The 22,980-nt window shown below is 65.7% G+C and carries 28 protein-coding genes; 16 read left to right on the top strand and 12 right to left on the bottom strand.

Annotated features, from left to right (window positions below; genetic code table 11):
- The first annotated feature begins 78 nt into the window (after window positions 1-78).
- The gene (locus tag WJT74_RS00300; protein ID WP_343345486.1) at window positions 79-1,203 is read left to right on the top strand and encodes an alpha/beta hydrolase; all 1,125 of its coding nucleotides are present in this window, start codon (window positions 79-81) and stop codon (window positions 1,201-1,203) included.
- 3 nt (window positions 1,204-1,206) lie between these two features.
- On the opposite strand, the gene WJT74_RS00295 is transcribed toward WJT74_RS00300, so the two are convergent.
- The 8 genes from WJT74_RS00295 to pyk all read right to left on the bottom strand — a co-directional run bounded on the left by WJT74_RS00295 (window position 1,207) and on the right by pyk (window position 10,028).
- Window positions 1,207-3,216 carry an acetyl/propionyl/methylcrotonyl-CoA carboxylase subunit alpha gene (locus WJT74_RS00295; RefSeq protein WP_343345483.1) on the bottom strand — a complete coding sequence of 670 codons (2,010 nt, stop codon included), beginning with the start codon at window positions 3,214-3,216 and terminating at the stop codon, window positions 1,207-1,209.
- Window positions 3,217-3,218: 2 nt separating this feature from the next.
- Window positions 3,219-3,611, bottom strand: a complete 393-nt coding sequence (locus tag WJT74_RS00290) for a hypothetical protein (protein WP_343345480.1) — start codon at window positions 3,609-3,611, stop codon at window positions 3,219-3,221.
- The gene (scpA, locus tag WJT74_RS00285) at window positions 3,608-5,737 is read right to left on the bottom strand and encodes a methylmalonyl-CoA mutase (protein WP_343345478.1); all 2,130 of its coding nucleotides are present in this window, start codon (window positions 5,735-5,737) and stop codon (window positions 3,608-3,610) included. Before scpA ends, WJT74_RS00290 begins: the two co-directional genes overlap by 4 nt.
- Before the next feature lie 37 nt (window positions 5,738-5,774).
- Window positions 5,775-6,017: a hypothetical protein gene (locus WJT74_RS00280; protein ID WP_343345475.1), complete on the bottom strand. Its 243-nt coding sequence runs from the start codon at window positions 6,015-6,017 to the stop codon at window positions 5,775-5,777.
- Complete coding sequence (mce, locus tag WJT74_RS00275) at window positions 6,017-6,436, bottom strand: methylmalonyl-CoA epimerase (protein WP_343345472.1); 420 nt, start codon at window positions 6,434-6,436, stop codon at window positions 6,017-6,019. The genes WJT74_RS00280 and mce overlap by 1 nt, the downstream gene beginning before the upstream one ends.
- The gene (locus tag WJT74_RS00270) at window positions 6,433-6,945 is read right to left on the bottom strand and encodes a hypothetical protein (RefSeq protein WP_343345470.1); all 513 of its coding nucleotides are present in this window, start codon (window positions 6,943-6,945) and stop codon (window positions 6,433-6,435) included. Before WJT74_RS00270 ends, mce begins: the two co-directional genes overlap by 4 nt.
- Entirely contained in the window at window positions 6,942-8,474 is a 1,533-nt protein-coding gene (locus WJT74_RS00265; protein WP_343348208.1) for an acyl-CoA carboxylase subunit beta, read from the bottom strand. The genes WJT74_RS00270 and WJT74_RS00265 overlap by 4 nt, the downstream gene beginning before the upstream one ends.
- A gap of 81 nt (window positions 8,475-8,555) precedes the next feature.
- Window positions 8,556-10,028: a pyruvate kinase gene (pyk, locus tag WJT74_RS00260; protein WP_343345467.1), complete on the bottom strand. Its 1,473-nt coding sequence runs from the start codon at window positions 10,026-10,028 to the stop codon at window positions 8,556-8,558.
- Window positions 10,029-10,140: 112 nt separating this feature from the next.
- On the opposite strand from pyk, the gene WJT74_RS00255 reads away from it, so the two are divergent.
- The 5 genes from WJT74_RS00255 (at window position 10,141) to WJT74_RS00235 (ending at window position 13,114) form a co-directional block, all read left to right on the top strand.
- A complete protein-coding gene (locus tag WJT74_RS00255) occupies window positions 10,141-10,383 on the top strand; it encodes a DUF2312 domain-containing protein (RefSeq protein WP_343345464.1) in 243 nt (80 codons plus the stop codon).
- Between the two features lie 25 nt (window positions 10,384-10,408).
- Window positions 10,409-10,729, top strand: a complete 321-nt coding sequence (locus tag WJT74_RS00250; RefSeq protein WP_343345462.1) for a heavy metal-binding domain-containing protein — start codon at window positions 10,409-10,411, stop codon at window positions 10,727-10,729.
- Between the two features lie 72 nt (window positions 10,730-10,801).
- Window positions 10,802-11,554, top strand: coding sequence for a YebC/PmpR family DNA-binding transcriptional regulator (locus tag WJT74_RS00245; RefSeq protein WP_343345460.1), 753 nt, complete (start codon window positions 10,802-10,804; stop codon window positions 11,552-11,554).
- Window positions 11,551-12,033 carry a crossover junction endodeoxyribonuclease RuvC gene (gene ruvC, locus WJT74_RS00240; RefSeq protein WP_343345458.1) on the top strand — a complete coding sequence of 161 codons (483 nt, stop codon included), beginning with the start codon at window positions 11,551-11,553 and terminating at the stop codon, window positions 12,031-12,033. Before WJT74_RS00245 ends, ruvC begins: the two co-directional genes overlap by 4 nt.
- A gap of 25 nt (window positions 12,034-12,058) precedes the next feature.
- Window positions 12,059-13,114 (top strand): glycerophosphodiester phosphodiesterase family protein, encoded by a 1,056-nt coding sequence (locus WJT74_RS00235; RefSeq protein WP_343345455.1) that lies wholly within the window; start codon window positions 12,059-12,061, stop codon window positions 13,112-13,114.
- Here WJT74_RS00235 and WJT74_RS00230 read toward each other — a convergent pair.
- A complete protein-coding gene (locus WJT74_RS00230; RefSeq protein WP_343345451.1) occupies window positions 13,066-14,034 on the bottom strand; it encodes a YncE family protein in 969 nt (322 codons plus the stop codon). The two genes, WJT74_RS00235 and WJT74_RS00230, sit on opposite strands and share 49 nt — an antisense overlap.
- A gap of 103 nt (window positions 14,035-14,137) precedes the next feature.
- Here WJT74_RS00230 and ruvA point away from each other — a divergent pair, with 103 nt between their 5' ends.
- Genes ruvA through WJT74_RS00210 form a run of 4 tightly spaced genes read left to right on the top strand, consistent with a single transcriptional unit; the run spans window position 14,138 to window position 17,341 of the window.
- Complete coding sequence (ruvA, locus tag WJT74_RS00225; RefSeq protein ID WP_343345449.1) at window positions 14,138-14,737, top strand: Holliday junction branch migration protein RuvA; 600 nt, start codon at window positions 14,138-14,140, stop codon at window positions 14,735-14,737.
- Window positions 14,734-15,120: a hypothetical protein gene (locus WJT74_RS00220; RefSeq protein WP_343345446.1), complete on the top strand. Its 387-nt coding sequence runs from the start codon at window positions 14,734-14,736 to the stop codon at window positions 15,118-15,120. Before ruvA ends, WJT74_RS00220 begins: the two co-directional genes overlap by 4 nt.
- A gap of 50 nt (window positions 15,121-15,170) precedes the next feature.
- On the top strand, window positions 15,171-16,205 hold the full coding sequence (ruvB, locus tag WJT74_RS00215; protein WP_343345442.1) for a Holliday junction branch migration DNA helicase RuvB: 1,035 nt from the start codon (window positions 15,171-15,173) through the stop codon (window positions 16,203-16,205).
- Between the two features lie 2 nt (window positions 16,206-16,207).
- Window positions 16,208-17,341: a DUF3089 domain-containing protein gene (locus WJT74_RS00210; protein WP_343345440.1), complete on the top strand. Its 1,134-nt coding sequence runs from the start codon at window positions 16,208-16,210 to the stop codon at window positions 17,339-17,341.
- Window positions 17,342-17,344: 3 nt separating this feature from the next.
- Here the strand turns inward: WJT74_RS00210 and WJT74_RS00205 are convergent, their stop codons facing one another.
- Genes WJT74_RS00205 through WJT74_RS00195 form a run of 3 tightly spaced genes read right to left on the bottom strand, consistent with a single transcriptional unit; the run spans window position 17,345 to window position 18,467 of the window.
- Window positions 17,345-17,551 (bottom strand): helix-turn-helix transcriptional regulator, encoded by a 207-nt coding sequence (locus WJT74_RS00205; protein WP_343345438.1) that lies wholly within the window; start codon window positions 17,549-17,551, stop codon window positions 17,345-17,347.
- Window positions 17,548-18,015, bottom strand: coding sequence for a hypothetical protein (locus WJT74_RS00200; RefSeq protein ID WP_343345435.1), 468 nt, complete (start codon window positions 18,013-18,015; stop codon window positions 17,548-17,550). The genes WJT74_RS00205 and WJT74_RS00200 overlap by 4 nt, the downstream gene beginning before the upstream one ends.
- 2 nt (window positions 18,016-18,017) lie before the next feature.
- Window positions 18,018-18,467 (bottom strand): hypothetical protein, encoded by a 450-nt coding sequence (locus WJT74_RS00195; protein WP_343345432.1) that lies wholly within the window; start codon window positions 18,465-18,467, stop codon window positions 18,018-18,020.
- A gap of 183 nt (window positions 18,468-18,650) precedes the next feature.
- On the opposite strand from WJT74_RS00195, the gene ybgC reads away from it, so the two are divergent.
- The 6 genes from ybgC to pal are packed head-to-tail and all read left to right on the top strand — an operon-like array spanning window position 18,651 to window position 22,957.
- Window positions 18,651-19,100 carry a tol-pal system-associated acyl-CoA thioesterase gene (gene ybgC, locus WJT74_RS00190; protein WP_343345429.1) on the top strand — a complete coding sequence of 150 codons (450 nt, stop codon included), beginning with the start codon at window positions 18,651-18,653 and terminating at the stop codon, window positions 19,098-19,100.
- Between the two features lie 14 nt (window positions 19,101-19,114).
- Complete coding sequence (gene tolQ / locus WJT74_RS00185) at window positions 19,115-19,804, top strand: protein TolQ (RefSeq protein WP_343348206.1); 690 nt, start codon at window positions 19,115-19,117, stop codon at window positions 19,802-19,804.
- A 1-nt stretch (window position 19,805) separates the two neighbouring features.
- Window positions 19,806-20,258, top strand: a complete 453-nt coding sequence (gene tolR, locus WJT74_RS00180; RefSeq protein WP_343345427.1) for a protein TolR — start codon at window positions 19,806-19,808, stop codon at window positions 20,256-20,258.
- Complete coding sequence (locus WJT74_RS00175; protein WP_343345425.1) at window positions 20,255-21,079, top strand: hypothetical protein; 825 nt, start codon at window positions 20,255-20,257, stop codon at window positions 21,077-21,079. The genes tolR and WJT74_RS00175 overlap by 4 nt, the downstream gene beginning before the upstream one ends.
- A 12-nt stretch (window positions 21,080-21,091) precedes the next feature.
- Entirely contained in the window at window positions 21,092-22,426 is a 1,335-nt protein-coding gene (gene tolB / locus WJT74_RS00170; protein WP_343345422.1) for a Tol-Pal system beta propeller repeat protein TolB, read from the top strand.
- Between the two features lie 15 nt (window positions 22,427-22,441).
- On the top strand, window positions 22,442-22,957 hold the full coding sequence (gene pal, locus WJT74_RS00165; RefSeq protein WP_343345419.1) for a peptidoglycan-associated lipoprotein Pal: 516 nt from the start codon (window positions 22,442-22,444) through the stop codon (window positions 22,955-22,957).
- Window positions 22,958-22,980 lie beyond the last annotated feature (23 nt).

The raw sequence follows: 22,980 nt of genomic DNA, 5'->3' as shown, positions 1-22,980 counted from the left end.
GGGAAAGCCGAGCGAATACGCCGTGACGCGCCGGCGCCGGCCCGCTAGCCTCTGCCGAAATCGCCAAGGAAGACCCCGATGGACCTGCTGCGCATCGCTTTGATTTCCCTGCTCTTCGCCACCCCGACGGTCGCGTTCGCGCAGGATGCGGACAAGCCCCTGCATGCCAATCTCGCCGACCCCGATGGCGAACCCATCGTCGTCGGCTCCATCCATCGACTGGACTCGGCGGTATATGGTGGCGAGCAGATCCTCACCGTGCGGTTGCCGCGCGGTTACGCCGACGAACCCGATCGGACCTATCCCGTGGTCTTTTCGGTCGACGGGGGGCCGGACCAGGATTTCGAACTGCTGGCAGGCATTGCGGCAGAGGCCGAATTCTCGACCAGTTTCGAGCCGTTCATCCTGATCGGCGTGCAGACCGAGGACCGATACCGGCAACTGACCCCGCCCACCACTATGCCGGACGAATTGAACGAAGCTTTCGCGGGCCGAATTTCCGGCGGCGGCGCGGCGACCTTCCGCCGCTATCTTGCCGAAGAGGTCATGCCGTGGGCCCTGTCGCGCTACCGCACCGACCGCAAGATCCTGACCTCGGTGTCGCTCGGCGGACTGTTCGTGCTCGACACCTTCGCCGAAGCTCCCGAGATGTTCGACGACTATATCGCGCTGACACCCAGCACGTGGTGGGACCAGGGCGCCTATGCGGACACCTATGCCGCCAAGTTGGCGGATCACGGTCCGTCGGATCGCCGGCTCTACGTCACGCTGGGCGACGAAGGCGTCGGCAACGATCAGGACGAATGGCTGTCGAAGATCCTGGATACGCTTGAAGCCGACACGCCGGCGGGACTGAAATGGGCGTTCGTCGACCGGTCGGGATCGGAGGAACATCGGACGATGGCGCTGATCAGCTGGCTCGACGCCTTCCGGACACTCTACCTGTTACCTGGAAGAACGGGGAATTCCTTGCCGCTCGCCTACGCCGACGGGGTCAGACCGACGGCCGGGCCAGTGGCGCGCGCGAACCTCGATGCGGGGGAATGTCGCCGTGAAATCGCGCGGACGGTGTCCTACGAAACGAAGAATGCCGACCCGGACGCCTATTACGGGTGGTGCCTGCTGATGAAGCCCGGATCGCAACCGACCCGCGGCAATTTCACGCCCGACGACTACGGCCGGCCGGTCGCGACCGACGAATAGCGCCTATTCGAATTCGACGATGACTTCGTCGACCTGAAGGCTGGCGCCCTCCTCGACGGGCGTGGCCTTTACCGTGGCCGACTTTTCGGCGCGCAGGATATTCTCCATCTTCATCGCCTCGACCACCGCGATCGGCTGGCCCGCCTCGACCGCGTCCCCGTCCTTGACGTGCAGCTTGGTCAGCAGCCCCGGCATCGGCGCCATCAGGAACCGCGACAGATCGGGCGCGACCTTTTCGGGCATGTGCTTCATCAGCGCCGCGACGTGCGGCGCCAGCATGCGCGCGTGATGACGTGCGCCGCGCGTGGTGAGGTGAAATCCGCGTCCGTTGGCGGCGACCCGCACGATCCGCCGACGGTCGTCGCAGTCGGCGATCAGCAGCGACTGGCCGGGCGTATAATCGGCGATTACCTCGATCGGTTCGGCATCCTCTACCGAAACCAGCGTGAGGGCGTCCTGCGGGTCGATCGTCACGTCGTGGCTGGTGTCGTCGAGCATCACGACCTGGCGGCTGGCCGGAAGGACGGGATCGCCCAACTGGCCGTCGATGAGATTGAGCCGCGTTTCGTGCGTCATCGCGACGATCGCGGCGATGGCGACCAGATCGCGGCGTAGCGTCTTGTCCGCCGGCGCACCGACGAAGCCCTCGGGATATTCTTCCTCGATGAACTTGGTGGTGAGATTGCCGGACCGGAACCGCTCGTGCTGGAGCAGCGCGGAGAGGAAGTCGATATTGTCGGCGAGCCCTTCAAGCTCAAACGCGTCGAGCGCGTCCACGGCAAGGTCGATCGCCTGTTCGCGCGTCTCGCCGTGGGTGATCAGCTTGGCGATCATCGGATCGTAGAACATGCTCACCTCGCCGCCTTCGCGCACGCCGTCGTCGATGCGCACCACCGCGGCGCCTTCGCGCTCCTCGGCGGGGGGCGAATAGGTGGTCAGTCGCCCGGTCGAGGGCAGGAATCCGCGATAGGGATCCTCGGCATAGACACGCGCCTCGATCGCCCAGCCGTCATAGGTGATGTCGTCCTGGGTGAAGGGCAGCTTCTCGCCATAGGCGACGCGGATCATCTGTTCGACGAGGTCGATGCCGGTGATCTCCTCCGTCACCGGATGCTCGACCTGGAGCCGGGTGTTCATCTCGAGGAAGTAGAAGCCAGTCCCCGTCGTATCGGCGCCCGAGACGATCAGTTCGACCGTCCCCGCGCTGTGGTAATCCACCGCCCGTGCGAGCGCGACGGCCTGTTCGCCCATCGCATTGCGCATCTTTTCGTCGACGAACGGCGACGGCGCTTCCTCGATCACCTTCTGGTGGCGCCGCTGGATCGAGCATTCGCGTTCGCCCAGATAGACGATGTTGCCGTGCTTGTCCCCGATCAGCTGGATCTCGATGTGGCGCGGATCCTCGATGAACTTCTCGATGAAGACGCGGTCGTCCCCGAAGCTGGCGAGGCCTTCGCGCTTGGTCGCCTCGAATCCGTCGCGCACGTCCTGTTCGCTGTAGGCCAGACGCATACCCTTACCGCCACCCCCGGCCGAGGCCTTCATCATGACGGGATAGCCGATGTCGCCCGCGATCTTCACGGCCTCCTCGGTGTCGGCGATCTCGCCCAGATAGCCGGGAACGACGTTGACGCCGGCTTCCTTGGCGAGCTTCTTCGACTGGATCTTGTCGCCCATCGCGGCGATCGCAGGGCCCGGGGGTCCGATGAAGGCGATGCCCGCCTCGTCGAGCGCGTCGGCGAAGCTTTCGCGTTCCGACAGGAAGCCGTAACCCGGATGCACCGCCTCGGCGCCCGTGTCCTTGCAGGCCTGGATGATCTTGTCGGCGACGAGATAGCTTTCCGCCGCCGCCGCGGGACCGATGTTCACCGCCTCGTCCGCCATGGCGACGTGCGGGGCGTGCGCGTCCGCGTCCGAATAGACCGCGACCGTCGCGATCCCCATCCGCTTCGCGGTCCGCATCACGCGGCAGGCGATTTCGCCGCGATTGGCGATCAGGATTTTTGTGAACATGCTTATTCCCCGTTCTTCTCGAATCTGACCGTAAGGTAAGTACCTTCGGATTCAGCATCTTGTTCGAGGTAGAAAACACCAAATTCGTCGAGCTCGCTCCAGCTCACTTGGCAACTGATAAAGATCTTATCGTCAGACAGTTGATACGTCTCGAGATATGGTCCTTTGCGCATTTTATGAACGAGAATGCGATCCCCGCATTGCCCCTCAACGCATCCGGGGGCGGCTGAAATTTTTTTCCCTTCGACAATCGCAAAAGCCGTTTCCATAGCACGTGCCTTCGCCGCCAAGTCGGCTCCTTCTCGGCTTTCTTCCGTCGCGTAAACCTTACATGCGGAAGATCCTTCAGCGGCGGCTGTCAGTGTGACAGTGAAGAACAATACCCGAAAAATCATTTGGGTGTGTTTTCATTTGTTGGCGGCATGTTGTGGCCGAGCAGGCTCAACACCTGCGCCGCCGCGTCGGCGAGGTTGGTGCCGGGGCCGAAGATCGCCTGCACGCCCTTGTCGCGCAGGAAGGCATAGTCCTGCTGCGGGATGACCCCGCCCGCGATGACCTTGATGTCGCCGCGACCCATCTCCTTCAGATGCGCGATCAGTTCGGGGATGAGGCTCTTGTGTCCCGCGGCAAGACTGGAGGCGCCGACCACGTCGACATTCTCGTCGATCGCCGTCTGCGCGGCTTCGCGCGGTGTCTGGAACAACGAGCCCGCGACGATGTCGAAGCCCAGATCGCCGAACGCGGAACTGACGAGATTGGCGCCGCGGTCGTGCCCGTCCTGTCCCATCTTGGCGACGAACATCTTGGGCTTGCGACCGAGGCGCGACGTCACCGCGTCGGTCCCCTCGACCGCTGCCTGCCACGCGGCGTCCGTGCGCCGGCCGTAGATGCCGCTGACCGGCGTCGGGCTGGTGTCGTAGCGCCCGAAGACATTCTCGAGCGCCTCGCTGATCTCGCCCAGCGTCGCGCGCGCCCGCGCCGCCTCGACCGACAGGCGCAGCAGGTTGCCATCGCCCCGCGCGCCGTCCTCGAGTGCTTCGAGCGCCTTGTTCACCGTCGCATCGTCGCGCTTCGAGCGAACCTGGTTGATCCGTTCGATCTGGCTGCGACGCACCTTGGCATTGTCGATGTCGAGGATGTCGATCTCGGGTTCTTCGTCGAGCTGGTAGCGGTTGACGCCCACGATCACCGCTTCGCCCGTGTCGACCATGGCCGCGCGCTCGGCCGCCGCTTCCTCGATGCGCCGCTTCGGCAGGCCCTCGGCCACCGCCTTGGTCATCCCGCCCGCTTCCTCGACCTCGTCGATCAGCGCCTTGGCCTTGTCGACCAGTTCGGCGGTCAGTGCTTCGATATAGTACGATCCGCCCAGCGGGTCCGCGACCGCGGTGATGCCACTTTCCTCGGCGAGGATGAGCTGGGTGTTGCGCGCGATGCGGGCCGAGAAATCGGTCGGCAGCGCGATGGCCTCGTCGAAGCTGTTGGTGTGCAGCGACTGCGTGCCGCCCAGCGTCGCCGCCATCGCCTCGATCGTGGTGCGGACGATATTGTTGTAGGGATCCTGCTCGGTCAGGCTGACGCCCGACGTCTGACAGTGCGTCCGCAGCAGCTTCGACTTCTCGTTCTTCGCGCCGAGGCCGTCCATCAGCTCGGCCCAGAGCGTGCGCGCCGCGCGCAGCTTCGCGATCTCCATGAAGAAATTCATGCCGATGCCGAAGAAGAAGGAGAGCCGCGGCGCGAACGTGTCGAGGTCGAGCCCGGTTTCCATCGCGGTGCGCGCATATTCGACCCCGTCGGCCAGCGTGTAGGCCAGCTCCTGCACCGCCGTCGCGCCCGCTTCGTGCATGTGATAGCCCGAGATCGAGATGCTGTTGAAGCGCGGCATCTCTTCCGACGTATAGGCGATGATGTCGCTGACGATCCGCATGCTGGGCGCGGGCGGGTAGATGTAGGTGTTACGGACCATGAACTCCTTGAGGATGTCGTTCTGGATGGTCCCCGAAAGCTGCTTGTGCTCGACCCCCTGCTCCTCGCCCGCGACGATGTAGAAGGCCATGATCGGCAGCACCGCGCCGTTCATCGTCATGCTGACCGACATCTCGTCGAGCGGAATGCCGTCGAACAACAGCTTCATATCCTCGACCGTATCGATCGCGACCCCCGCCTTGCCGACGTCGCCGACGACGCGCTCGTGATCGCTGTCGTAGCCGCGGTGGGTGGCGAGGTCGAAGGCGACCGACAGCCCCTTCTGTCCCGCCTTCAGGTTGCGGCGATAGAAAGCGTTCGATTCCTCGGCGGTCGAAAAGCCCGCATACTGGCGGATCGTCCACGGACGGCCCGCATACATGGTCGCATAGGGTCCGCGGGTGTAAGGCGCGACGCCGGGGAAACCGGGATCGGCATCGGGCGCGTCGTCGGGCCCGTAGACTGTCTTCAGCGTGATCCCCTCGGGCGTTTCGACCGCGAGGTCGCGGCCCTTCGATTCCTTCGCGGCCTTCTCGGCCCATTCGTCACGATTGGTCATGGCGAGGCTCCTAGCGGACAATGGCCGCGAACCGCAATCAGCCCCGCTGCAACCAGATCAGATCGATGGCGATCCAGCCGAGGAGCAGCATCCCCACGCCGTTGATCGCGACCAGCGCGAGAAACCGCGCCTCGCCCATCTCTTCGCGGGTCTTGCGGATGCGGTAGAGCGGGATGACGCCTTCGATCAGCGCATTGCGAATCCGCACCGCCAGCACGAGCGCGAGCACGCCCGCGACGATGCCGACGAAGATCTCCTCCGGGCGACCCGATCCGAACATCAGTGGGCCTGCTTCGGGCTTTCCATGATCTCGGTCAGCACGCCCTGCATGTCCTTGGGGTGGAGGAAGAAGATCGGCGTGCCGTGCGCGCCGGTGCGGGTGGGGCCGAGGATTCGCTTGCCGATCCCCTCGAAATGCGCGCGCGCCGCCTCGATGTCGGGCACTTCGAAGCACACATGATGCTGCCCACCCAGCGGGTTCTTCTCGAGAAAACCGTTGAGCGGCGAATTGTCGCCCAGCGGCTCGATCAGTTCGAGCTGGCTGTTGGGCGTATCGACGAAGCAGACCTTCACCCCCTGCGCGGGCAGGTCGAACGGCTCGACGGTGACGGTCGCGCCCAGGACGCTCTCGTAATGCGCCATGCTGTCGGCGATCGAAGGCGTCGCGATCCCGACGTGGTTTAGGCGGCCTAGTTTCATGATCTTCTGTTCTCTCCGAGGCTTCTCAGCCTATCTCTGCGTTTCTCAATCCCGGAAAGGTGCAGCGACTTTACGTGTTCATCGTAACCTTTGTAAGCCTCGGAAACGCTGTCTTTTCGCATCTCCGCTACTAAAGCAGCATAGGCATCTTCTCCACCGGGGGTCTGCCAACCACCGGGATACCCGTCATAGAAGTCGACGAGCTTTTTGAGGAATCCAGGCGAGCCATAGATCAACAATCGACCATGAAGATCTGAGAATTCCGAATCCATGCTCTCGAGAAGCCTCTTCTCTTCGAGCAGAAGATCTTCTCCCTTCAGCATTTTTGCGATTACCTGTCCCACAATCTCTCGGCTGAACAAGGAGTTCTTTTTCAGAAAATCGAGATAAGCTTCCGTCCGCTTCTCTTTGTTGAGTTTGGTGGCATCGCGTCGCACTCCGAGCAGGTAGCCTATGGCAGCTGTGAGAAACGGGAGCGCGATCGCGCTGATAAGGGAAAAGGTGCTCACAACGGAATATTATCGTGCTTTTTCCACGGGTTCTCCAGCGCCTTGTCGCGGAGCTTGCGTAAGCTCACCGCGACGCGCCGCCGCGTGGAATGCGGCATGATCACGTCGTCGATGAAGCCCTTGCTCGCGGCCACGAAGGGGTTCGCGAAGCGGTCTTCATATTCCTTCGTCTTTTCCGCGATTTTCTCGGGGTCGTCGCGGTCCTTGCGGAAGATGATCTCGACCGCACCCTTGGCGCCCATCACCGCGATCTCGGCGCTCGGCCAGGCGTAGTTGACGTCGCCGCGCAGGTGCTTCGACGCCATCACGTCGTAGGCGCCGCCATAGGCCTTGCGCGTGATGACGGTGATCTTGGGAACGGTCGCCTCGGCATAGGCGAACAGCAGCTTGGCCCCATGCTTGATGATGCCGTTATGCTCCTGCCCCACGCCCGGAAGAAAGCCCGGCACGTCCACGAAGGTGAGGATCGGAATCTCGAACGCGTCGCAGAAGCGCACGAACCGCGCCGCCTTCTTCGATGAATTGATGTCCAGCACGCCCGCCAGCACCATCGGCTGGTTCGCGACCACACCGACCGTCCGCCCCTCGACGCGGATGAAGCCGATCAGGATGTTGCCCGCATGCTTGGGCTGCAATTCGAAGAAGCGCCCTTCGTCGGCGACCTTCTTGATCACCTCGTGCATGTCGTAGGGCTGGTTGGCGTTGGCGGGGATGATCTGGTCGAGCAGCGGCTCCTCGCGGTCCCACGGATCGTCGGTCGGCACTTCCGGCACGTCGTCGCGGTTGGAGGCGGGGAGGTAGGAGAAGAAATCCCGGGTCGCGAGCAAGGTGTCGATATCGTTCTCGAACGCCGCGTCGGCGACGCCCGATTTCTGCGTGTGGGTGATCGCACCGCCCAGCTCTTCCTGCGTCACTTCCTCGTTGGTGACGGTCTTCACGACTTCGGGGCCGGTCACGAACATGTAGCTCGTGTCCTCGACCATGAAGATGAAGTCGGTCATCGCGGGGGAATAGACCGCCCCGCCCGCGCACGGGCCCATGATGAGCGAGAGCTGCGGCACGACGCCGCTGGCGAGGACGTTGCGCTGGAACACTTCGGCATAGCCGCCGAGCGATGCGACACCTTCCTGGATGCGTGCGCCGCCCGAATCGTTCAATCCGATGACCGGCGCGCCGACCTTCATCGCGGCGTCCATGATTTTGCAGATTTTCTCCGCGTGGCGTTCGGACAGCGACCCGCCCAGCACGGTGAAATCCTGCGCGAAGACATAGGTCAGGCGGCCGTTGATGGTGCCCGACCCCGTGACGACGCCGTCGCCCGGATAATGCACCTGGTCCATGCCGAAATCGGTGGCGTTATGTTCGACGAACATGTCGACTTCCTCGAAGCTGCCTTCGTCGAGCAGCACCGACAGCCGCTCGCGCGCGGTCAGGCGGCCCTTGGCGTGCTGCGCGTCGATACGCTTGCGGCCGCCCCCCATGCGCGCCTGGTCGCGGCGGGATTCGAGTTCTTCGATCGTCGTGCCCATCATGCTCTCCTGTTCGAGGGCGAGCGGTGGCATGGGTCGGGCGGACAGGTCAATTCCCCGCCGATGGCGAGGGCGTGCGGCCTACAGCTCCAGATGCTGCTGGTAGGTGTCGAGCTCGTCGCCCGACAGCTTGACGACGTGGACGACGTTGGTGCTGCCGGATACGCCGAACGGGACGCCCGCCGTCAGGACCAGCCGATCGCCGCCCTCCGCGATCCCGTTGCGCAGCGCCATCCGCTTCGCCTTGCCGACCATTTCCTCGAAACTGTCGACGTCGCGCGTGCGCACCGCATGGGTGCCCCACAACAACCCCAGCCGGCGCGCGACCTGGAGGCTCGCGGTCATCACGAGGATGGGGACCGAGGGACGTTCGCGCGCGATCCGGCGCGCGGTCGAGCCCGACGAGGTGTAGCAGGCCATCGCCTTGGCATCGATCGTCCGCGCGATGCCGCGGGCACTTTCAGCGAGCGCGTCGGCGGTGGTCGCGTCGGGAAGCGTCTCGGTGAAATGGATGCGGTCGCCATAGCGTTCGTCGGCCTCGATCGCGCGGCCGATTCGATCCATCATCGTCACCGCTTCCACGGGATAATCGCCCGCCGCGCTTTCGGCCGACAGCATGACCGCATCGGCGCCGTCGTAGATCGCGTCGGCGACGTCGTTCACCTCGGCGCGGGTCGGGGTGGGCGAGGAGATCATGCTCTCTAACATCTGCGTGGCGACGACCACCGGCTTGCCGTGCTGGCGCGCCATCGCGACAATCCGGTTCTGGACCGGCGGCACCAGTTCGGGGGGGAGTTCGACGCCCAAATCGCCGCGCGCCACCATCACGGCATCGGCCTCGCGCAGGATCTCGTCCAGACGGTCGACAGCCTGCGGCTTCTCGATCTTGGCCATGATCGCGGCCGGATGATCCCCGACGAGCTCGCGCGCCTCGACAAGATCCTCGGGGCGCTGGACGAAGGACAGGGCGATCCAGTCCGCCCCCTGCTTCAGCGCGAACTGGAGATCGCTGCGATCCTTTTCGGTCAACGCGGGAATGGGGATCAGCACGTCGGGCACGTTGACGCCCTTGCGGTCGCGAATGGTCCCGCCGACCATCACCTCCGTAGCGATGGCCGTCTCGGTCACCGACGTCGCCTTCAGCCGGATCTTGCCGTCATCGACCAATAGCGTCGAGCCTTCGGTGATCGCCTCGAACAGTTCGGGATGGGGAAGATTGGCGCGGGTGGCGTCGCCGGGCGCCTCGTCGCGGTCGAGCGTGAAGGTCGCGCCTTCGGAAAGCTCCGCCGACCCACCGTCGAACGTCCCGACGCGCAGCTTGGGCCCCTGGAGGTCGAACACCAACGTCGTCGGGCGGCCGAGTTTATCCTCCAGCCCACGGATATGCTCCACCAGCGCGATCTTGTCGGACTGCTTGCCGTGACTCATGTTGATGCGGAACGCATCGGCCCCCGCGCGCATCAGCGCCTCGATCACCTCGGGCGTGTTCGACGCAGGGCCCAGCGTCGCGAGAATCTTCACCTTGCGGCCGCGCGGTTTCATCATGTCGCTCATTACGAAAGAGTGCCTCCCCGAGAATCTTCCGCGGCTTAAACCAAGCCGCTTGGCAAGGCTACTGCCGCTTGGCTACCCACGCGCCAATTCCAATCCAACCAGGAGATTCGTTATGGCCGATGGCGCCATCGCAGCCGACCAACTCAAACTGTTCATCGAGCGCATCGAGCGTCTGGAGGAAGAGAAGAAGGCGATCGCGGACGACATTTCGGACGTCTACAAGGAAGCCAAGGCGAACGGCTACGACACCAAGATCATGCGGGCGATCGTGCGGTTGCGGAAGATGGAGGCGCACGACCTTCAGGAACAGGACGCGCTGCTCGAAACCTATCGCGCCGCTGTCGGGTTGAGCTAGCGAACCGCACAGGGAGGCCCGCGCCATGATCCAGACCACCACCCCGACCATCGAAGGCCGCACGATCAGCGCCTATCTGGGCATCGTCCACGGCGAGGTCATCGTCGGCGCGAACATCTTCAAGGATCTTTTCGCTGGCATCCGCGACATCGTCGGCGGGCGCTCGGGCAGCTACGAGAAGGCGCTCGACGAGGCACGGCGCCAGGCGCTGGCGGAATTGCAGGGCGACGCCGCCGAACTGGGAGCGGACGCGATCGTCGGCATCGACCTCGACTACGAGGTGCTGGGCAAGGAAGGCTCGATGCTGATGGTCACCGCCAGCGGGACCGCAGTGAAGCTGGGATAGAGCCTCGGCTGGAAATCCGCGTCCCGCCCGCTATAGGGGGTCTCGACCCGTTTCATTCGTTTGAGGACCCCCATGGCCGGCCATAGTAAATTCGCCAACATCAAGCATCGCAAGGGCGCGCAGGACAAGAAGCGTTCGGCGCTGTTCAGCAAGCTGTCGCGCGAGATCACCGTCGCGGCCAAGATGGGTCTGCCCGACCCGGACATGAACCCGCGTCTGCGCCTCGCGGTCAACACCGCGCTCAAGCAGTCGATGCCCAAGGACAATATCAAGAAGGCGATCGACAAGGCGACCGCCAACGAAGGCGACGATTACGAGGAAATTCGCTACGAGGGCTACGGCCCCAACGGCGTCGCGCTGATCGTCGAGGCGCTCTCCGACAATCGCAACCGCACCGCCACCAGCGTGCGCACGATCTTTTCGAAGAATGGCGGTAACCTCGGCTCGTCCGGCGCGGTCGCGCACAGCTTCGACCGTTTGGGCCTTATCGAATACAAGGCCGACGAACTGTCGGAGGAAAAGGTGCTCGAGGCGGCGATGGAAGCCGGCGCGGACGACATCCAGTCGGACGAGGAAACGCACACCATCTGGACCGAGGCCGACCAGCTGCATGAGGTCTCCTCCGCGCTGGAAAAGTCGCTCGGCGAACCCGAAACGGCGAAGCTCGCATGGCGTCCGCAGATCGAGCAGGAAGTCGAGGGCAAGGATGCCGACGTCCTCGTCAAGCTGATCGATGCGCTCGAAGAGGATGACGACGTCCAGACGGTGTGGGGCAACTACACCTTCTCCGACGCCGAACTGGAGCGGCTCGGGCAGGCGGAGTGAAAATCCTTGGCCTCGACCCCGGTCTCGGCACGACCGGCTGGGGACTGATCGAGGCCGAAGGCAACCGGCTGCGCCATCTCGCGAACGGGCAAATAAAGTCCGACGCGAAGGAGCCGTTGCCCGCGCGGCTGTCGCACCTTGCAGCACAATTGGAGGCGTTGATCGCGGATCACGCCCCCGATGGCGCGGCCGCCGAAGAGATTTTCGTCAACAAGAACCCGCAGTCGACGCTCAAGCTGGCACAGGCGCGCGGCGCGCTCCTGTGCGTGGCGGCGAGCCGCGGGATACCGGTCGGCGAATATGCGCCGCGCCTCGTCAAGAAGGCGGTCGTTGGGGTCGGCAATGCCGAGAAACGCCAGGTGCAGGACATGGTCAGAGTGCTGCTGCCCGGGGTGAAACTGGCGGGACCCGATGCGGCGGACGCGCTGGCGGTGGCGATCTGTCACGCGCACCATTTGCCGGCGTTGTCTCGACGGTGACACACGCGCGCGTCATCGTGGCCGGATGCTGAGCTGGATCGCCGCCGCGCTGATGACCGCTTCCCCCGCCCCTTCTTCCGACCCGCCGCTCCTGATCGCGCATCGCGGGGCAAGCGCGGAGCGGCCCGAACATACGCTGGAAGCCTACCGCCGCGCGATCGAGCTGGGGGTCGACTATATCGAACCCGACCTAGTGGCGACGAGCGACGGTCACCTCATCGCGCGGCACGAAGCCGAGCTATCGGGCACCACCGACGTCGGCGATCATCCCGAATATGCCGACCGCATGGCGACCCGCAGCATCGACGGACGCCGCGTCACCGGTTGGTTCGCGGAGGATTTCACGCTCGCCGAGATCCGCACGCTCCGAGCCAAGGAGCGGCTGCCGCTCGTACGGCCGGCCAATACGCGCCACGACGGACGCTACCGCATTCCCACCTTCGCCGAGATCGTCGCGCTGGCACGGCGCGAAAGCGAGGCGACGGGACGGACGATCGGCGTCTATCCCGAACTCAAGCACCCGACCTATCTGGCGGGGCGCGGGTTCGACGTGACGGCGATGATGGCGGCGGAATTGCAGCGCCTCGGGCTCGACGGAGCGGACGCGCCGCTGTTCGTCCAATGCTTCGAGATGCTGCCCTTGCAGCGCCTGTCGGAGAGGGTCGAGACGCCGCTGATCCTCCTGTTCGCGGCGGAGGGCGGACCCGCCGATGCGCCGGGCGTGACCTATGCCGAACTCGCCGCCCCCGAGCGGCTTCGCGCGATCGCCCGTTTCGCGACCGGGATCGGGGTGAGCATCCGCCTGCTGGTGGACGATGCGCTCGTCCCGACGACGCTGGTCGCAGACGCGCACGAGGCGGGATTGCAGGTCCACGCATGGACCTTGCGCGCAGAGAACGCCTTCCTTCCCGAACCACTGCGCTCCAACGAGAAATCGGGCGACATCGGGAATTACGCGCCGCTCTGGCGCGCGTTGATCGACACGGGTGCGGACGGTTTCTTCGTCGACAATCTGCGCGAATGGAACGCGCTTCAGCGCCCCGCCAGCGCCAGCCCGTCGGCCCCTTCGCCCGCCGAATAGCGCCGCACCACCGCGCCCGTGTCGAGGTCGATCAGCGCGACCTGTGCCCGCCCGGTTTCCGCGACATAGAGATGGCGGCTGTCCGCCGCGAACAGGATCGTGACCTGCGCCGCGTCTTGGGTTCCCGACACGGGGATCGTCCGATCGCCGCCCTCGGTCCCCAGGACCGACAGCGATCCGTCGGCATAGTTGGACGTGACCGTGCGGCGACCATCGGGGCTGACCGCGACGCGGATGGGAAAGGCGCCGACATCGTAGCGCCCGATTTCGCGGTTCGTCCCCGTTTCGAAGGCGACCAGGGTGGCGTTGTCCCGGTCGGCCACCCACAAGGTACGCCCGTCGGGCGACAGCGCGAGCCCCTCGGGCGTATCGCCCGCGGGAATGTCGGCCACCTTCGCCCCGGCGATAAGGTCGATCACGCTGACGCTGCCCGATCCCATGTTGGCAACATAGGCCGTGCGCTCGTCGGGCGACAGGACGACCATGTGGCTGACCTCCGCCCCCGTCGCGATCGAGGAGACGCGGTCGCCATCGTCCAGGTCGACGAGCGTTAGCGTACCGCTGCGTTCGGTGGTGATGACCAGCCGGTTGTCGCGGGTCCACTGGATGCCGTGCGGTCCTTCGTTGGTGCCGAGGTCGATGGTGCGGATGCTCGCCAGACTGTCCGTGTCGAACAGTTCGACGGCGGATCCGCCGTAATGCACGACGGCAACGGTCCGACCGTCGGGCGAGACCGCGATCTCGTGCGGCATCGCCCCGGTAGCGAGCCGCGCGCGTTCGGCGCCGCTGTCGAGATCGATGAAGCTGACCGTATTTTCCGCCTTGTTGCCGGTGACGAGCAGGCGGGCATCGGGAGCGGCGGGCATGGTCGCACAGGCGGCCAGCGCCAGCGTTGCGATAACGGTCAGGAGGTGGCGCATGCGGGTCCTTTCGACGTCGCGGGATCGATCGACAGATTGGCGCGTCGTCGCGCTTCTCGCAATGACGATTCCTTTTTGGCGTTTCGGCCGCTAGCGTCGGTCCATGATCGCACGACTGTCCGGGACCCTCGCCGAAATCGGCACCGACACCCTGGTGCTCGACGTCATGGGCGTCGGCTATCTGGTGCACGTTTCCGCGCGGACGCTCGACGCCGTCGGCGGCGTGGGGAGCGACGTGTTGCTGCTGACCGAGATGCAGGTGCGCGAGGATTCGATGACGCTGTTCGGCTTCGTCAGCGCGGCGGAGAAGGCGGGCTTCACCGCGCTTACCGGCGTGCAAGGCGTGGGTGGGCGGGTGGCATTGGCGATCCTTAGCGTGCTTGGCCCCGAAGAACTGGGCGCGGCGATCGCGCACGGCGACAAGGCGATGGTGGCGCGCGCGAACGGCGTCGGCCCCAAGCTGGCGGCGCGCATCTGCAACGAGCTGGCGGGCAAGTATGGCGATTTCGCCGGCGTCCCCGCCGCGGGCCCGGGCGCGATACCGGCCGGCAGCGCGGCGAAGGACGCGCTGAGTGCGATGGCGAACCTCGGCTTCAAGCCCGCCGAAGCGTCGAGGGCCGTCGCGGCGGCTCAGGAGGAACTCGGCGCGGACGCGAGCCTCGATGCACTGGTGCGGGTCGCGCTCAAAAAAGCCGCGAAATGACCGTCCGAAACGCGCAGCTTACGGCGCTTGCCGTCGCGGGCCTGCATCTGGCGTCGGTCATGCTACGGGTCGGCCAGCCCGATCGGCTAACGACTTTCCTGATCGCGAGCCTCATCTGGCTGTTCGCCATTGCGGCGCCCGCCGCCGCGTTCTGGATCGTCGGTCGATCGAAAGTCGGCACCATGGTTATCGTCGCGACGATAACCGTCTGCGCGTTGTTCTACGAGATCGAGGTCGTCGGACCCCGCGCGACCCCCGAAGCGCCGTTCGCGCTGCTGTTCGTTCCGGCGATGCAGTGGGCGGCGGTGGTAGCGCTCGGTGTCGGAGCCGCGCTGCGACACCTGCTGCGTCCGGTCCGCCGTTCCGATGCGTCGGGTTCGTAGGGCATTCGCCCTCGACTTCGCTCGGGACGAACGGCAAGACTGACCGGACGATGGCCACCGACCCCGACCGCCTGACCAGCCCCGAGCGTAACCCCGAGGATGCGGACGCCGCGCTGCGCCCCAAATCGCTGTCCGAATTCGTCGGGCAGAAGGGCGCGCGAGAAAACCTTCGCATCTTCATCGAGGCGGCGAAGGCGCGCGGCGACGCGCTCGACCATGTGCTCTTCTTCGGGCCGCCGGGCCTCGGCAAGACGACGCTGGCGGGCATCGTCGCGCGCGAGCTGGGGGTCGGTTTCCGTGCCACCTCCGGCCCGGTCATCGCCAAGTCGGGCGATCTTGCCGCGCTGCTGACCAATCTCGAGGAAGGCGACGTCCTCTTCATCGACGAGATCCATCGGCTCAATCCGGCGGTGGAGGAAATTCTCTATCCCGCGATGGAGGACCGCGCGCTCGACATCATGGTGGGCGAAGGGCCGTCGGCGCGCTCGGTCCGCATCGACCTGCCGCCCTTCACCCTCGTCGGCGCGACCACGCGACAGGGACTGCTGGCCACCCCGTTGCGCGACCGGTTCGGTATTCCCGTCCGGCTCAACTTCTACGAGGTCGAGGAATTGGAACAGGTCGTGAGCCGCGCCGCCCGCCTGCTCGACGCGCCGCTCGCCGCCGACGGGGCGCATGAGATCGCCAAGCGCTCTCGCGGCACCCCGCGCGTGGCGGGACGTCTCCTCCGCCGCGTGCGCGACTTCGCGCAGGCCGAGGGCGCGACGAGTATCGACAAGGCGTGCGCCGACCGTGCGCTCACCCGGCTGGAAATCGACGCGCTCGGCCTCGACGCGATGGACCGGCGCTATCTCACGATGATCGCGGACCTGTATGGCGGCGGGCCCGTCGGCGTGGAAACGCTGGCCGCGGGGCTATCCGAACCGCGAGACACGATCGAGGACGTGATCGAACCCTACCTCATTCAGCTTGGCCTCATCGCCCGCACGGCAAGAGGACGCCAACTGAACGGGCGGGGCTGGACGCATCTCGGCCTGACCCCGCCACGCCATACGCAGACCGATTTGTTCGACGGAGAAGAATGACGATGAGTTTGATTCTCGCCGCCGCGGCCCTCGCCGGCGCCCAGCCCGCTCCTGCCACGACCGACTATACCGCGGACCGCAACTGGTTATGTCTTCCCGGCGGGGACGACATCTGTTCGCGCCCCGTCAGCGCCACGCGGCTCGAGCCCAGCGGATGGGGCGCGCGCGTCACCAGCCGCCCCGATCCCGATGCGGGCATCGACTGTTTCTACGTCTATCCCACCGTGTCGGGCGACAGCGGCATGAACAGCGACCTCGATGCCGGACGGTCCGAGGAATTGCTGTTCGGGCAGGTCCAGTTCGCGCGCTTCTCGAGCGCCTGCCGCCCGTTCGCGCCGCTCTATCGCCAGATGACCACGTCGAGCATCGCGCTGGCCGCGACGGGCGCGGACATCACCCGCTACGCCGATCTGGCCTATGGCGACGTGCGCGCCGCCTTTCGCGACTATATCGAAAACCGCAGCGACGGACGTCCCTTCGTCCTCGTCGGCCACAGCCAGGGGTCGATCCACCTGGAGCGGCTGATCGCCGAGGAGATCGAGGGCAGCCCCGCGCATCGCCGCATGCTGCGGGCGGTCCTGGCCGGGTGGAACATCACCGTGCCGCAGGGCGAGCGTGTCGGCGGCAGCTTCCGGCAGACGCCCGCCTGCGCCACCGCGACCGACATCAACTGCGTGATCAGCTGGTCAACCTACGGGGCCGGCACCGCGCCGGGTCCGGCGGCCATCTTCGGCTATGCCCAGCAGCCGGGACGCCAGCCGGTCTGCAATCTGCCGCAGGCGCTCGGAATCAACCGGACGTCGTGGGCGACGATGGACGGCTTCTATTTCGCGCAATCGAGCTATCCGGTGAAGGGCGGCCCGATCCGCTGGTCCGCCGAGGGCCCGCCGCCGAGCCCGTTCGCCGTGAGCGACGACCTCGTTCAGGCGCGCTGCGTCCAGGACGGACAGCGCGGCTATCTCCAGGTCCGGCTCGTCCGCGAAGAAGGGGACACGCGCACCGATCGCATCGCCGGCGAAGTGGGCATGGGCGGCTTCTTCCTCCCCGGCTGGGGCAAGCATCTGATGGACATGCAGATCGCGCAGGACGACCTCATCGCGATGGTCGATCGCCTCGACGACGCGCACGGTCGCTGACCCTCACTCCTCCAGCCAGAAGATTTCCTCCACCGGCCGTCCGAACACGGCCGCGATCTTCAGCGCCAGCACGGTCGAGGGCACGAACACGCCGTTCTCGACCGTGTTGATGGTCTTGCGGCTGACGTTGCACGCTTGTGCGAGATCCGCCTGCGTCCACCCGGCCTCGGTGCGATAGTGCTTGATATGGTTGCCCAGCGCGTCGGTCATTCCTCCGCCAGCTCCTCGTCACGATCGAGCCAGACGAAGCGCGCCGTCGTGACGGTCAGGGCGATGAAGAGAATGAGCATCGTCGCGCTGCGGACATCGAACACCTGAACGAGGGGATCGAGCAGGAACAGCGCCAGCGCGGCCAGGACCGTCGCGGTGAAGCCCCACTTCAGCGAGGAAGCCCGGTTGACGGCGGTCAGTTCGTCCTCGAGCACCGGCTTGGCGTCCCCTGCCCAGATCGAATACCACCAGCCCGTCAGCACGCCCGAGACGAGCAGGATGTAGATCGCGGTGATGATCTCGATCGCCCATTGGGCAACGTCGCGCTCGTCATCGCGAAAGATCGACATCATGTTCATGACCAGGAAGATCGGGACCAGCATGAGGATCAGCTGGCGGTGCTTGCGCATGTCCTCGCCGCCCATGGGATAGTTCGGATCGTAATTGTCCTTGCGATAGGCCATGCTCACTCTACCTCCGGCGCGTCGTCGCGTTCGAGCAGCGCGAAGCGCATGCAGGCGGCGACGACCGCGGCGAGGACGACCACCATCCCGGCCTCCCGCGTGTCGAGATTGCCGTAGGGCGCGATGAGAACGACGATGATCCCCATCACGACGGCCGCCAGAAATCCCCATTTGTAGGCGATCGCCTGGTGATGCCGCGACAGTTCGTCTTCCAGGATCGCCCGCTCTTCCTTGGCCCACAGGCGATATCCGAAGCCCATGAGAATGCCGAGCTCGAGGACGATGTAGCTCACCCACGCGATCTGGACGAAGATCGAGGGATCGTCGTCGAGCATCTGCATCGAGAAAACGAGGAAGACCGGGACGAGCGCGAGATTGAGCCGGCGATGCCGCCGCAAATCCTCCGCATTCATCTGGTAGTTGGGATCGTAGGAAGAATTCTTGTAGCCCATCGGGACGCTCCGTTCGTGTAACCTTGGCGTTACTAGTAACCCGTGGGTTACACGAGTCAAGCGTAACCTTCAGGTTACATGACGGTCCGCGCAAATCTGCCGTTCGTCGCACCTGTGAGTCGGCTCGACGATGGCGGCCAAGTTGCGCTTTCGCGGCGAATCGCCCCGCGTTAAGAGGCCACGATGACACTTGTCCCCGCCAGCGGCGCCTTCGAGGGCACGACGCACCGTTTTCCGGTGCGCGTCTATTTCGAGGACACCGATCTGACCGGGATCGTCTATCATGCCAATTATCTGCGCTATTTCGAGCGGGCGCGGTCGGACATGCTTCGTGCCGTCGGCATCGACCAGCGCGCCGCGCACGACGAGGGGCTGGGCGCCTATGCGGTGACCGCCATGGACATGGCGTGGAAGCGTCCCGCAAAGCTCGACGACGCGCTGATCGTGGAAAGCCGGGTGCAGCAGGTCCGCGCCGCGAGCTGCGTCATTCATCAACAGGTCAGCCGCGACCGTGAACTCCTGGCCCACGCCACGGTCACCGCCGCGTTCCTGACTCCCGAGGGACGGCCGCGACGGCAGCCGTCCGACTGGGTCGAGAAATTCCGGGCCGTCGAAGAAGGACAAGAAGTTTGATCATTTCCGGCCTGATGCTTGCCAGCGTCGCCCCCACCGAAAATCTGATGAGCCCGCTGACCCTGTTCCTGCAGGCCGATCTGGTCGTGAAGGCGGTGATGCTGGGCCTACTGGTCGCCAGCATCTGGACGTGGGGGATCATCTTTACCCACTCGGCGCGGCTGTCCAACGCGCGAAAGGCCTCGCGCAAGACCGCCGATGCCTTCTGGAAGACGAAGGACATCGACGATTTCCTCGAAAGCCATCGCAACGACAAGACGGTGGCCGCGCGGATCCTGCGCGCCGGGACCGACGAATTCCACCGTTCGACTCGCGCCGGATCGACCGACCGCGCCGCCGTCCGCGACCGCATCGCGGTCGCAACCGAGGATGCGATGGCGGGCGAGCTGGAAAAGCTGTCGGATCGGCTGAACATCCTTGCCACCGTCGGCTCGGTGGCGCCGTTCGTCGGGCTGTTCGGGACCGTGTGGGGCATCATGCGCAGCTTCACCGCCATCGCGGGCGCCAACAATACCAGCCTCGCGGTCGTCGCTCCCGGGATTGCCGAGGCGCTGTTCGCCACGGCCATCGGTCTGTTCGCGGCCATTCCCGCCGTGATCGCGTACAACCGCCTCACCCATCGTCTCGACACCTTCGAGAACGAGCTGGTGCGCTTTTCGGATCGCTTCCAGGCTACGTTGAGCCGCCAGCTGGAGCGTCACTGACATGGCAATGGGCGTCGCCTCTTCCCCCCGCCGGGGTCGCCGCGGTGCCGGGCGCCGTGCGCCGATGGCTGAGATCAACGTCACCCCGCTGGTCGACGTCATGCTGGTGCTGCTGATCATCTTCATGGTCACCGCGCCGCTGCTCGTCGCGGGCGTCGCGGTCGACCTGCCCGAAAGCCGCGCCGAGACCCTCGATCAGGAATCGGAGCCGGTTCAGCTGTCGATCGACGGCGATGGCGTGATCTCGATCGACGACGTCACGGTGGCGGACACTGATCTGGCAACGCGTCTGGCCGAGATTGCCGCCGAACCCGCGCCCGAGGAAGGCCGGCGCGTCTATCTGCGGGCCGATCGCAGCCTCGACTATGGCCGCGTCATGCGGGTGATGGGCGAACTGAACGCCGCGGGCCTCAACCGCGTCGCGCTGGTATCGGTCGGCGAGGGCAATTCGTGAGGCTGGACGCAGCCGAATGGGGCGGCAATGCCGCGGCTCTCGGCCTTCACGTCGCGCTCGTCGCGGCGTTGAGCCTGTCGCTCGCCAAGCCCGACGTGATTACCGAGAGCGCGCCGGTGTTCGTCGAGTTCGTGGAGGACGTCGGGCTGACCAGCAGCGCTCCCACCCCGATCGCGCAGGAAGCGGCGCGCTCGATGACCACCGATCCGGTCGACAATGTCCCGCTGCCGCCCGAACCGATGCCCGAGCCGCCGCGCATCGAACCGGCCCCCGCGCCTCGTCCGACGCCGTCCCCGACCCCCTCGCCGACGCCGCGCCCGCGCGCGAGCACACCGTCCGCGTCCACCCCCACGCCGCGCCCCGCCCCGTCGCGTCCCTCGCGTCCCGCGCGGCGCAGCCCCGGCCTCGAAAACATTCTCGAAGGCGTTCCCGACGGCAACAGCCGCCGCGGCAATGCCCCCAGCCCTGTCGCTGCCGCCCCGACGTTCAGTGCGAGCGCCGCAGCCAGCGTTGCTTCGATCATCCAGCGCCAGGTCCAGCCCTGCGCCAACCGCCAGATCGATCCGGGCCCCGGCGCCAATCAGATCGAAGTCACGCTCGATCTTCGGCTCGATCGCTCGGGCCGTCTTTCGCGGGCGCCCCGCGTGGTCTCGACCCGCGGCGCCAGCGGCGACAACGCCCGGTACGAAGAACGGGTGAAGGATCTTGCGGTGGCGGCCTACCAGGGTTGCGCGCCCTACGACGGCCTACCCGCCGACCTCTACGACACGCCGAGCGGGGGATGGAAAGCCATCACCGCTCGCTACAAGCTTCCCGGATAAGGAGACCTCTCGATGCGATTGCCGAAACGTTGGATGGCGCTCATCGCCTTCGTTCTGCCCCTTCCCGCCTTCGCGCAGGACACGGGCCCCGTCGAAGTCTATGTCGAGGGCGGACAACAGGCGGCGCAGCCCGTCGCCGTGCCGCAACTCGCCGCGCGCGGACCCGCCAACGGCGCGCTCGGTAACATCGACACGGTGTCCAACAACGTCTCGCTCGTCATTTCCGACCAGTTGCGTCGCACTGGGGTCATCACCCCGATCGGGCCGGTCGGCATCCGCCGGCTACGCAACGAGGAAGTGACGTCACCCGCCTGGACCGACTGGCGCCGCTCGGGCGCGAGCGCGCTGGTGACGGGCTATACCGAATATACCAGCGACGGTCGGCTGACGGTCGCCTGCTATCTCTACGACACCGCCTCGGGGCGCGAGCTCGTGCGGCGCGGGTTCGCCGTGTCGACCTCCGACTGGCGGCGCGCGGCGACCAAGTGCGCCGACGCCATCTATTCGCGCCTGTCGGGCGAGGAAGCCTTTCTCGACACCCGCGTCGTCTACGTCGCCGAAACCGGCAGCAAGGCCAATCGCGTGAAGCGCATCGCGATCATGGATTCGGACGGCGAGAACCATCGCTACCTCACCGAAGGTCTGGAAACCGTTCTCACCCCGCGCTTCAGCCCCACCGGTCGCCAGCTCGTCTACATGAGCTACAAGGGCCGTCGCCCGCGCAGCTACGTGCTCGATCTCAATACGGGCCAGTCGCGCCTGCTGGTGCCCGGCACGGCTTTCACCTTCGCCCCCAACTTCTCGCCCGACGGCAGCCGGATCGTCTTCTCGATGGCCGAAGGCGGCAACACCGACATCTATGTCGTCGGCGCCAACGGCGGAACGCCGCAGCGGCTCACCACGATGCCGGGCGTCGATACGTCGCCCAGCTTCTCCCCCGATGGGCGCCAGATCGTCTTCGAAAGCGACCGTTCGGGCTCGCAGCAGCTTTACACGATGAACGCCGACGGTTCGAACCAGCAGCGGATCAGCTTCGGCGGCGGCCAATATGCCTCGCCCGCATGGAGCCCGCAGGGCAATCGGATCGCATTCACCAAGATCGGCGGCGGCCAGTTCCGCATCGGCGTCATGGCCCCCACGGGCGGCGGCGAGCGGCTGCTGACCAGCGCCTGGCAGGACGAGGGTGCCAGCTGGGCGCCGAACGGCCAGTTCGTCATGTTCCATCGCACCGACCGCGGGTCGGGAGACGCAACGCTCTATGCCGTGCCGGTGAACGGCGGTAGAGCACGTATCATGCCAACCCCCTTGGGCGGTTCGGACCCCAGCTGGTCGCCGCTGCAGGACTAAGAAGGAGTGTACCCCATGAAAAAGCTTCTGCTCGTGACCGTGGCCTGCGCCACCCTCGCCGCCTGCGGATCGCGCGACGACGACATCGCGACCGCCTCCGACGAGATGGTCGAGGACACGACCGCATCGAACGTCGTCGCCGACGACGATCTTGACCTTGTCGAACTTCCGGGCGCGCAGGCCGACCTGATCGCCGCCGCCGGATCGGACACGATCTACTTCATGACCGACCAGTACAATCTGGAAGGCGACGCGCGCGCCACGCTCGAGGCGCAGGCGCGCTGGATGATCGCGAACCCCAACGTCAACGCCTCGATCGAAGGCCATGCCGACGAGCGCGGGACCCGCGAATACAACCTCGCGCTGGGCGAACGCCGCGCCAACGCGGCGCGCGAATATCTGGTGTCGATGGGCGTGCCGAACAATCGCCTGACCACGGTCAGCTGGGGCAAGGAACGTCCCGTCGCCCTCGGCTCAGACGAAAGCGCTTGGGCGCAGAACCGTCGCAGCGTGACGGTGGTCGTTCGCTAGACCGCAGCACCTGCCAGAATTTC

Origin of the sequence: Sphingomicrobium sp. XHP0239 (assembly GCF_039555325.1) — a bacterium.
Classification (GTDB): Bacteria; Pseudomonadota; Alphaproteobacteria; order Sphingomonadales; family Sphingomonadaceae; genus Sphingomicrobium; species Sphingomicrobium maritimum.
Note: the sequence above shows the minus strand (reverse complement) of the source record. Positions and strands in the feature narration are given on the sequence as shown.

What these genes read in the sequence shown, in the direction of transcription:
- WJT74_RS00230 (WP_343345451.1), bottom strand. Translation starts at nt 14,034, where the DNA reads ATGCGCCACCTCCTGACCGTTATCGCAACGCTGGCGCTGGCCGCCTGT.
- pyk (WP_343345467.1), bottom strand. Translation starts at nt 10,028, where the DNA reads ATGAGCGACATGATGAAACCGCGCGGCCGCAAGGTGAAGATTCTCGCG.
- ruvA (WP_343345449.1), top strand. Translation starts at nt 14,138, where the DNA reads ATGATCGCACGACTGTCCGGGACCCTCGCCGAAATCGGCACCGACACC.
- ybgC (WP_343345429.1), top strand. Translation starts at nt 18,651, where the DNA reads ATGACACTTGTCCCCGCCAGCGGCGCCTTCGAGGGCACGACGCACCGT.
- WJT74_RS00255 (WP_343345464.1), top strand. Translation starts at nt 10,141, where the DNA reads ATGGCCGATGGCGCCATCGCAGCCGACCAACTCAAACTGTTCATCGAG.
- WJT74_RS00210 (WP_343345440.1), top strand. Translation starts at nt 16,208, where the DNA reads ATGAGTTTGATTCTCGCCGCCGCGGCCCTCGCCGGCGCCCAGCCCGCT.
- WJT74_RS00235 (WP_343345455.1), top strand. Translation starts at nt 12,059, where the DNA reads ATGCTGAGCTGGATCGCCGCCGCGCTGATGACCGCTTCCCCCGCCCCT.
- WJT74_RS00280 (WP_343345475.1), bottom strand. Translation starts at nt 6,017, where the DNA reads ATGTTCGGATCGGGTCGCCCGGAGGAGATCTTCGTCGGCATCGTCGCG.
- WJT74_RS00290 (WP_343345480.1), bottom strand. Translation starts at nt 3,611, where the DNA reads ATGATTTTTCGGGTATTGTTCTTCACTGTCACACTGACAGCCGCCGCT.
- WJT74_RS00295 (WP_343345483.1), bottom strand. Translation starts at nt 3,216, where the DNA reads ATGTTCACAAAAATCCTGATCGCCAATCGCGGCGAAATCGCCTGCCGC.
- tolQ (WP_343348206.1), top strand. Translation starts at nt 19,115, where the DNA reads ATGCTTGCCAGCGTCGCCCCCACCGAAAATCTGATGAGCCCGCTGACC.
- WJT74_RS00195 (WP_343345432.1), bottom strand. Translation starts at nt 18,467, where the DNA reads ATGGGCTACAAGAATTCTTCCTACGATCCCAACTACCAGATGAATGCG.
- scpA (WP_343345478.1), bottom strand. Translation starts at nt 5,737, where the DNA reads ATGACCAATCGTGACGAATGGGCCGAGAAGGCCGCGAAGGAATCGAAG.
- WJT74_RS00300 (WP_343345486.1), top strand. Translation starts at nt 79, where the DNA reads ATGGACCTGCTGCGCATCGCTTTGATTTCCCTGCTCTTCGCCACCCCG.
- WJT74_RS00200 (WP_343345435.1), bottom strand. Translation starts at nt 18,015, where the DNA reads ATGGCCTATCGCAAGGACAATTACGATCCGAACTATCCCATGGGCGGC.
- tolB (WP_343345422.1), top strand. Translation starts at nt 21,092, where the DNA reads ATGCGATTGCCGAAACGTTGGATGGCGCTCATCGCCTTCGTTCTGCCC.
- ruvB (WP_343345442.1), top strand. Translation starts at nt 15,171, where the DNA reads ATGGCCACCGACCCCGACCGCCTGACCAGCCCCGAGCGTAACCCCGAG.
- mce (WP_343345472.1), bottom strand. Translation starts at nt 6,436, where the DNA reads ATGAAACTAGGCCGCCTAAACCACGTCGGGATCGCGACGCCTTCGATC.
- WJT74_RS00265 (WP_343348208.1), bottom strand. Translation starts at nt 8,474, where the DNA reads ATGGGCACGACGATCGAAGAACTCGAATCCCGCCGCGACCAGGCGCGC.
- tolR (WP_343345427.1), top strand. Translation starts at nt 19,806, where the DNA reads ATGGCAATGGGCGTCGCCTCTTCCCCCCGCCGGGGTCGCCGCGGTGCC.
- WJT74_RS00245 (WP_343345460.1), top strand. Translation starts at nt 10,802, where the DNA reads ATGGCCGGCCATAGTAAATTCGCCAACATCAAGCATCGCAAGGGCGCG.
- pal (WP_343345419.1), top strand. Translation starts at nt 22,442, where the DNA reads ATGAAAAAGCTTCTGCTCGTGACCGTGGCCTGCGCCACCCTCGCCGCC.
- WJT74_RS00250 (WP_343345462.1), top strand. Translation starts at nt 10,409, where the DNA reads ATGATCCAGACCACCACCCCGACCATCGAAGGCCGCACGATCAGCGCC.
- WJT74_RS00220 (WP_343345446.1), top strand. Translation starts at nt 14,734, where the DNA reads ATGACCGTCCGAAACGCGCAGCTTACGGCGCTTGCCGTCGCGGGCCTG.
- WJT74_RS00205 (WP_343345438.1), bottom strand. Translation starts at nt 17,551, where the DNA reads ATGACCGACGCGCTGGGCAACCATATCAAGCACTATCGCACCGAGGCC.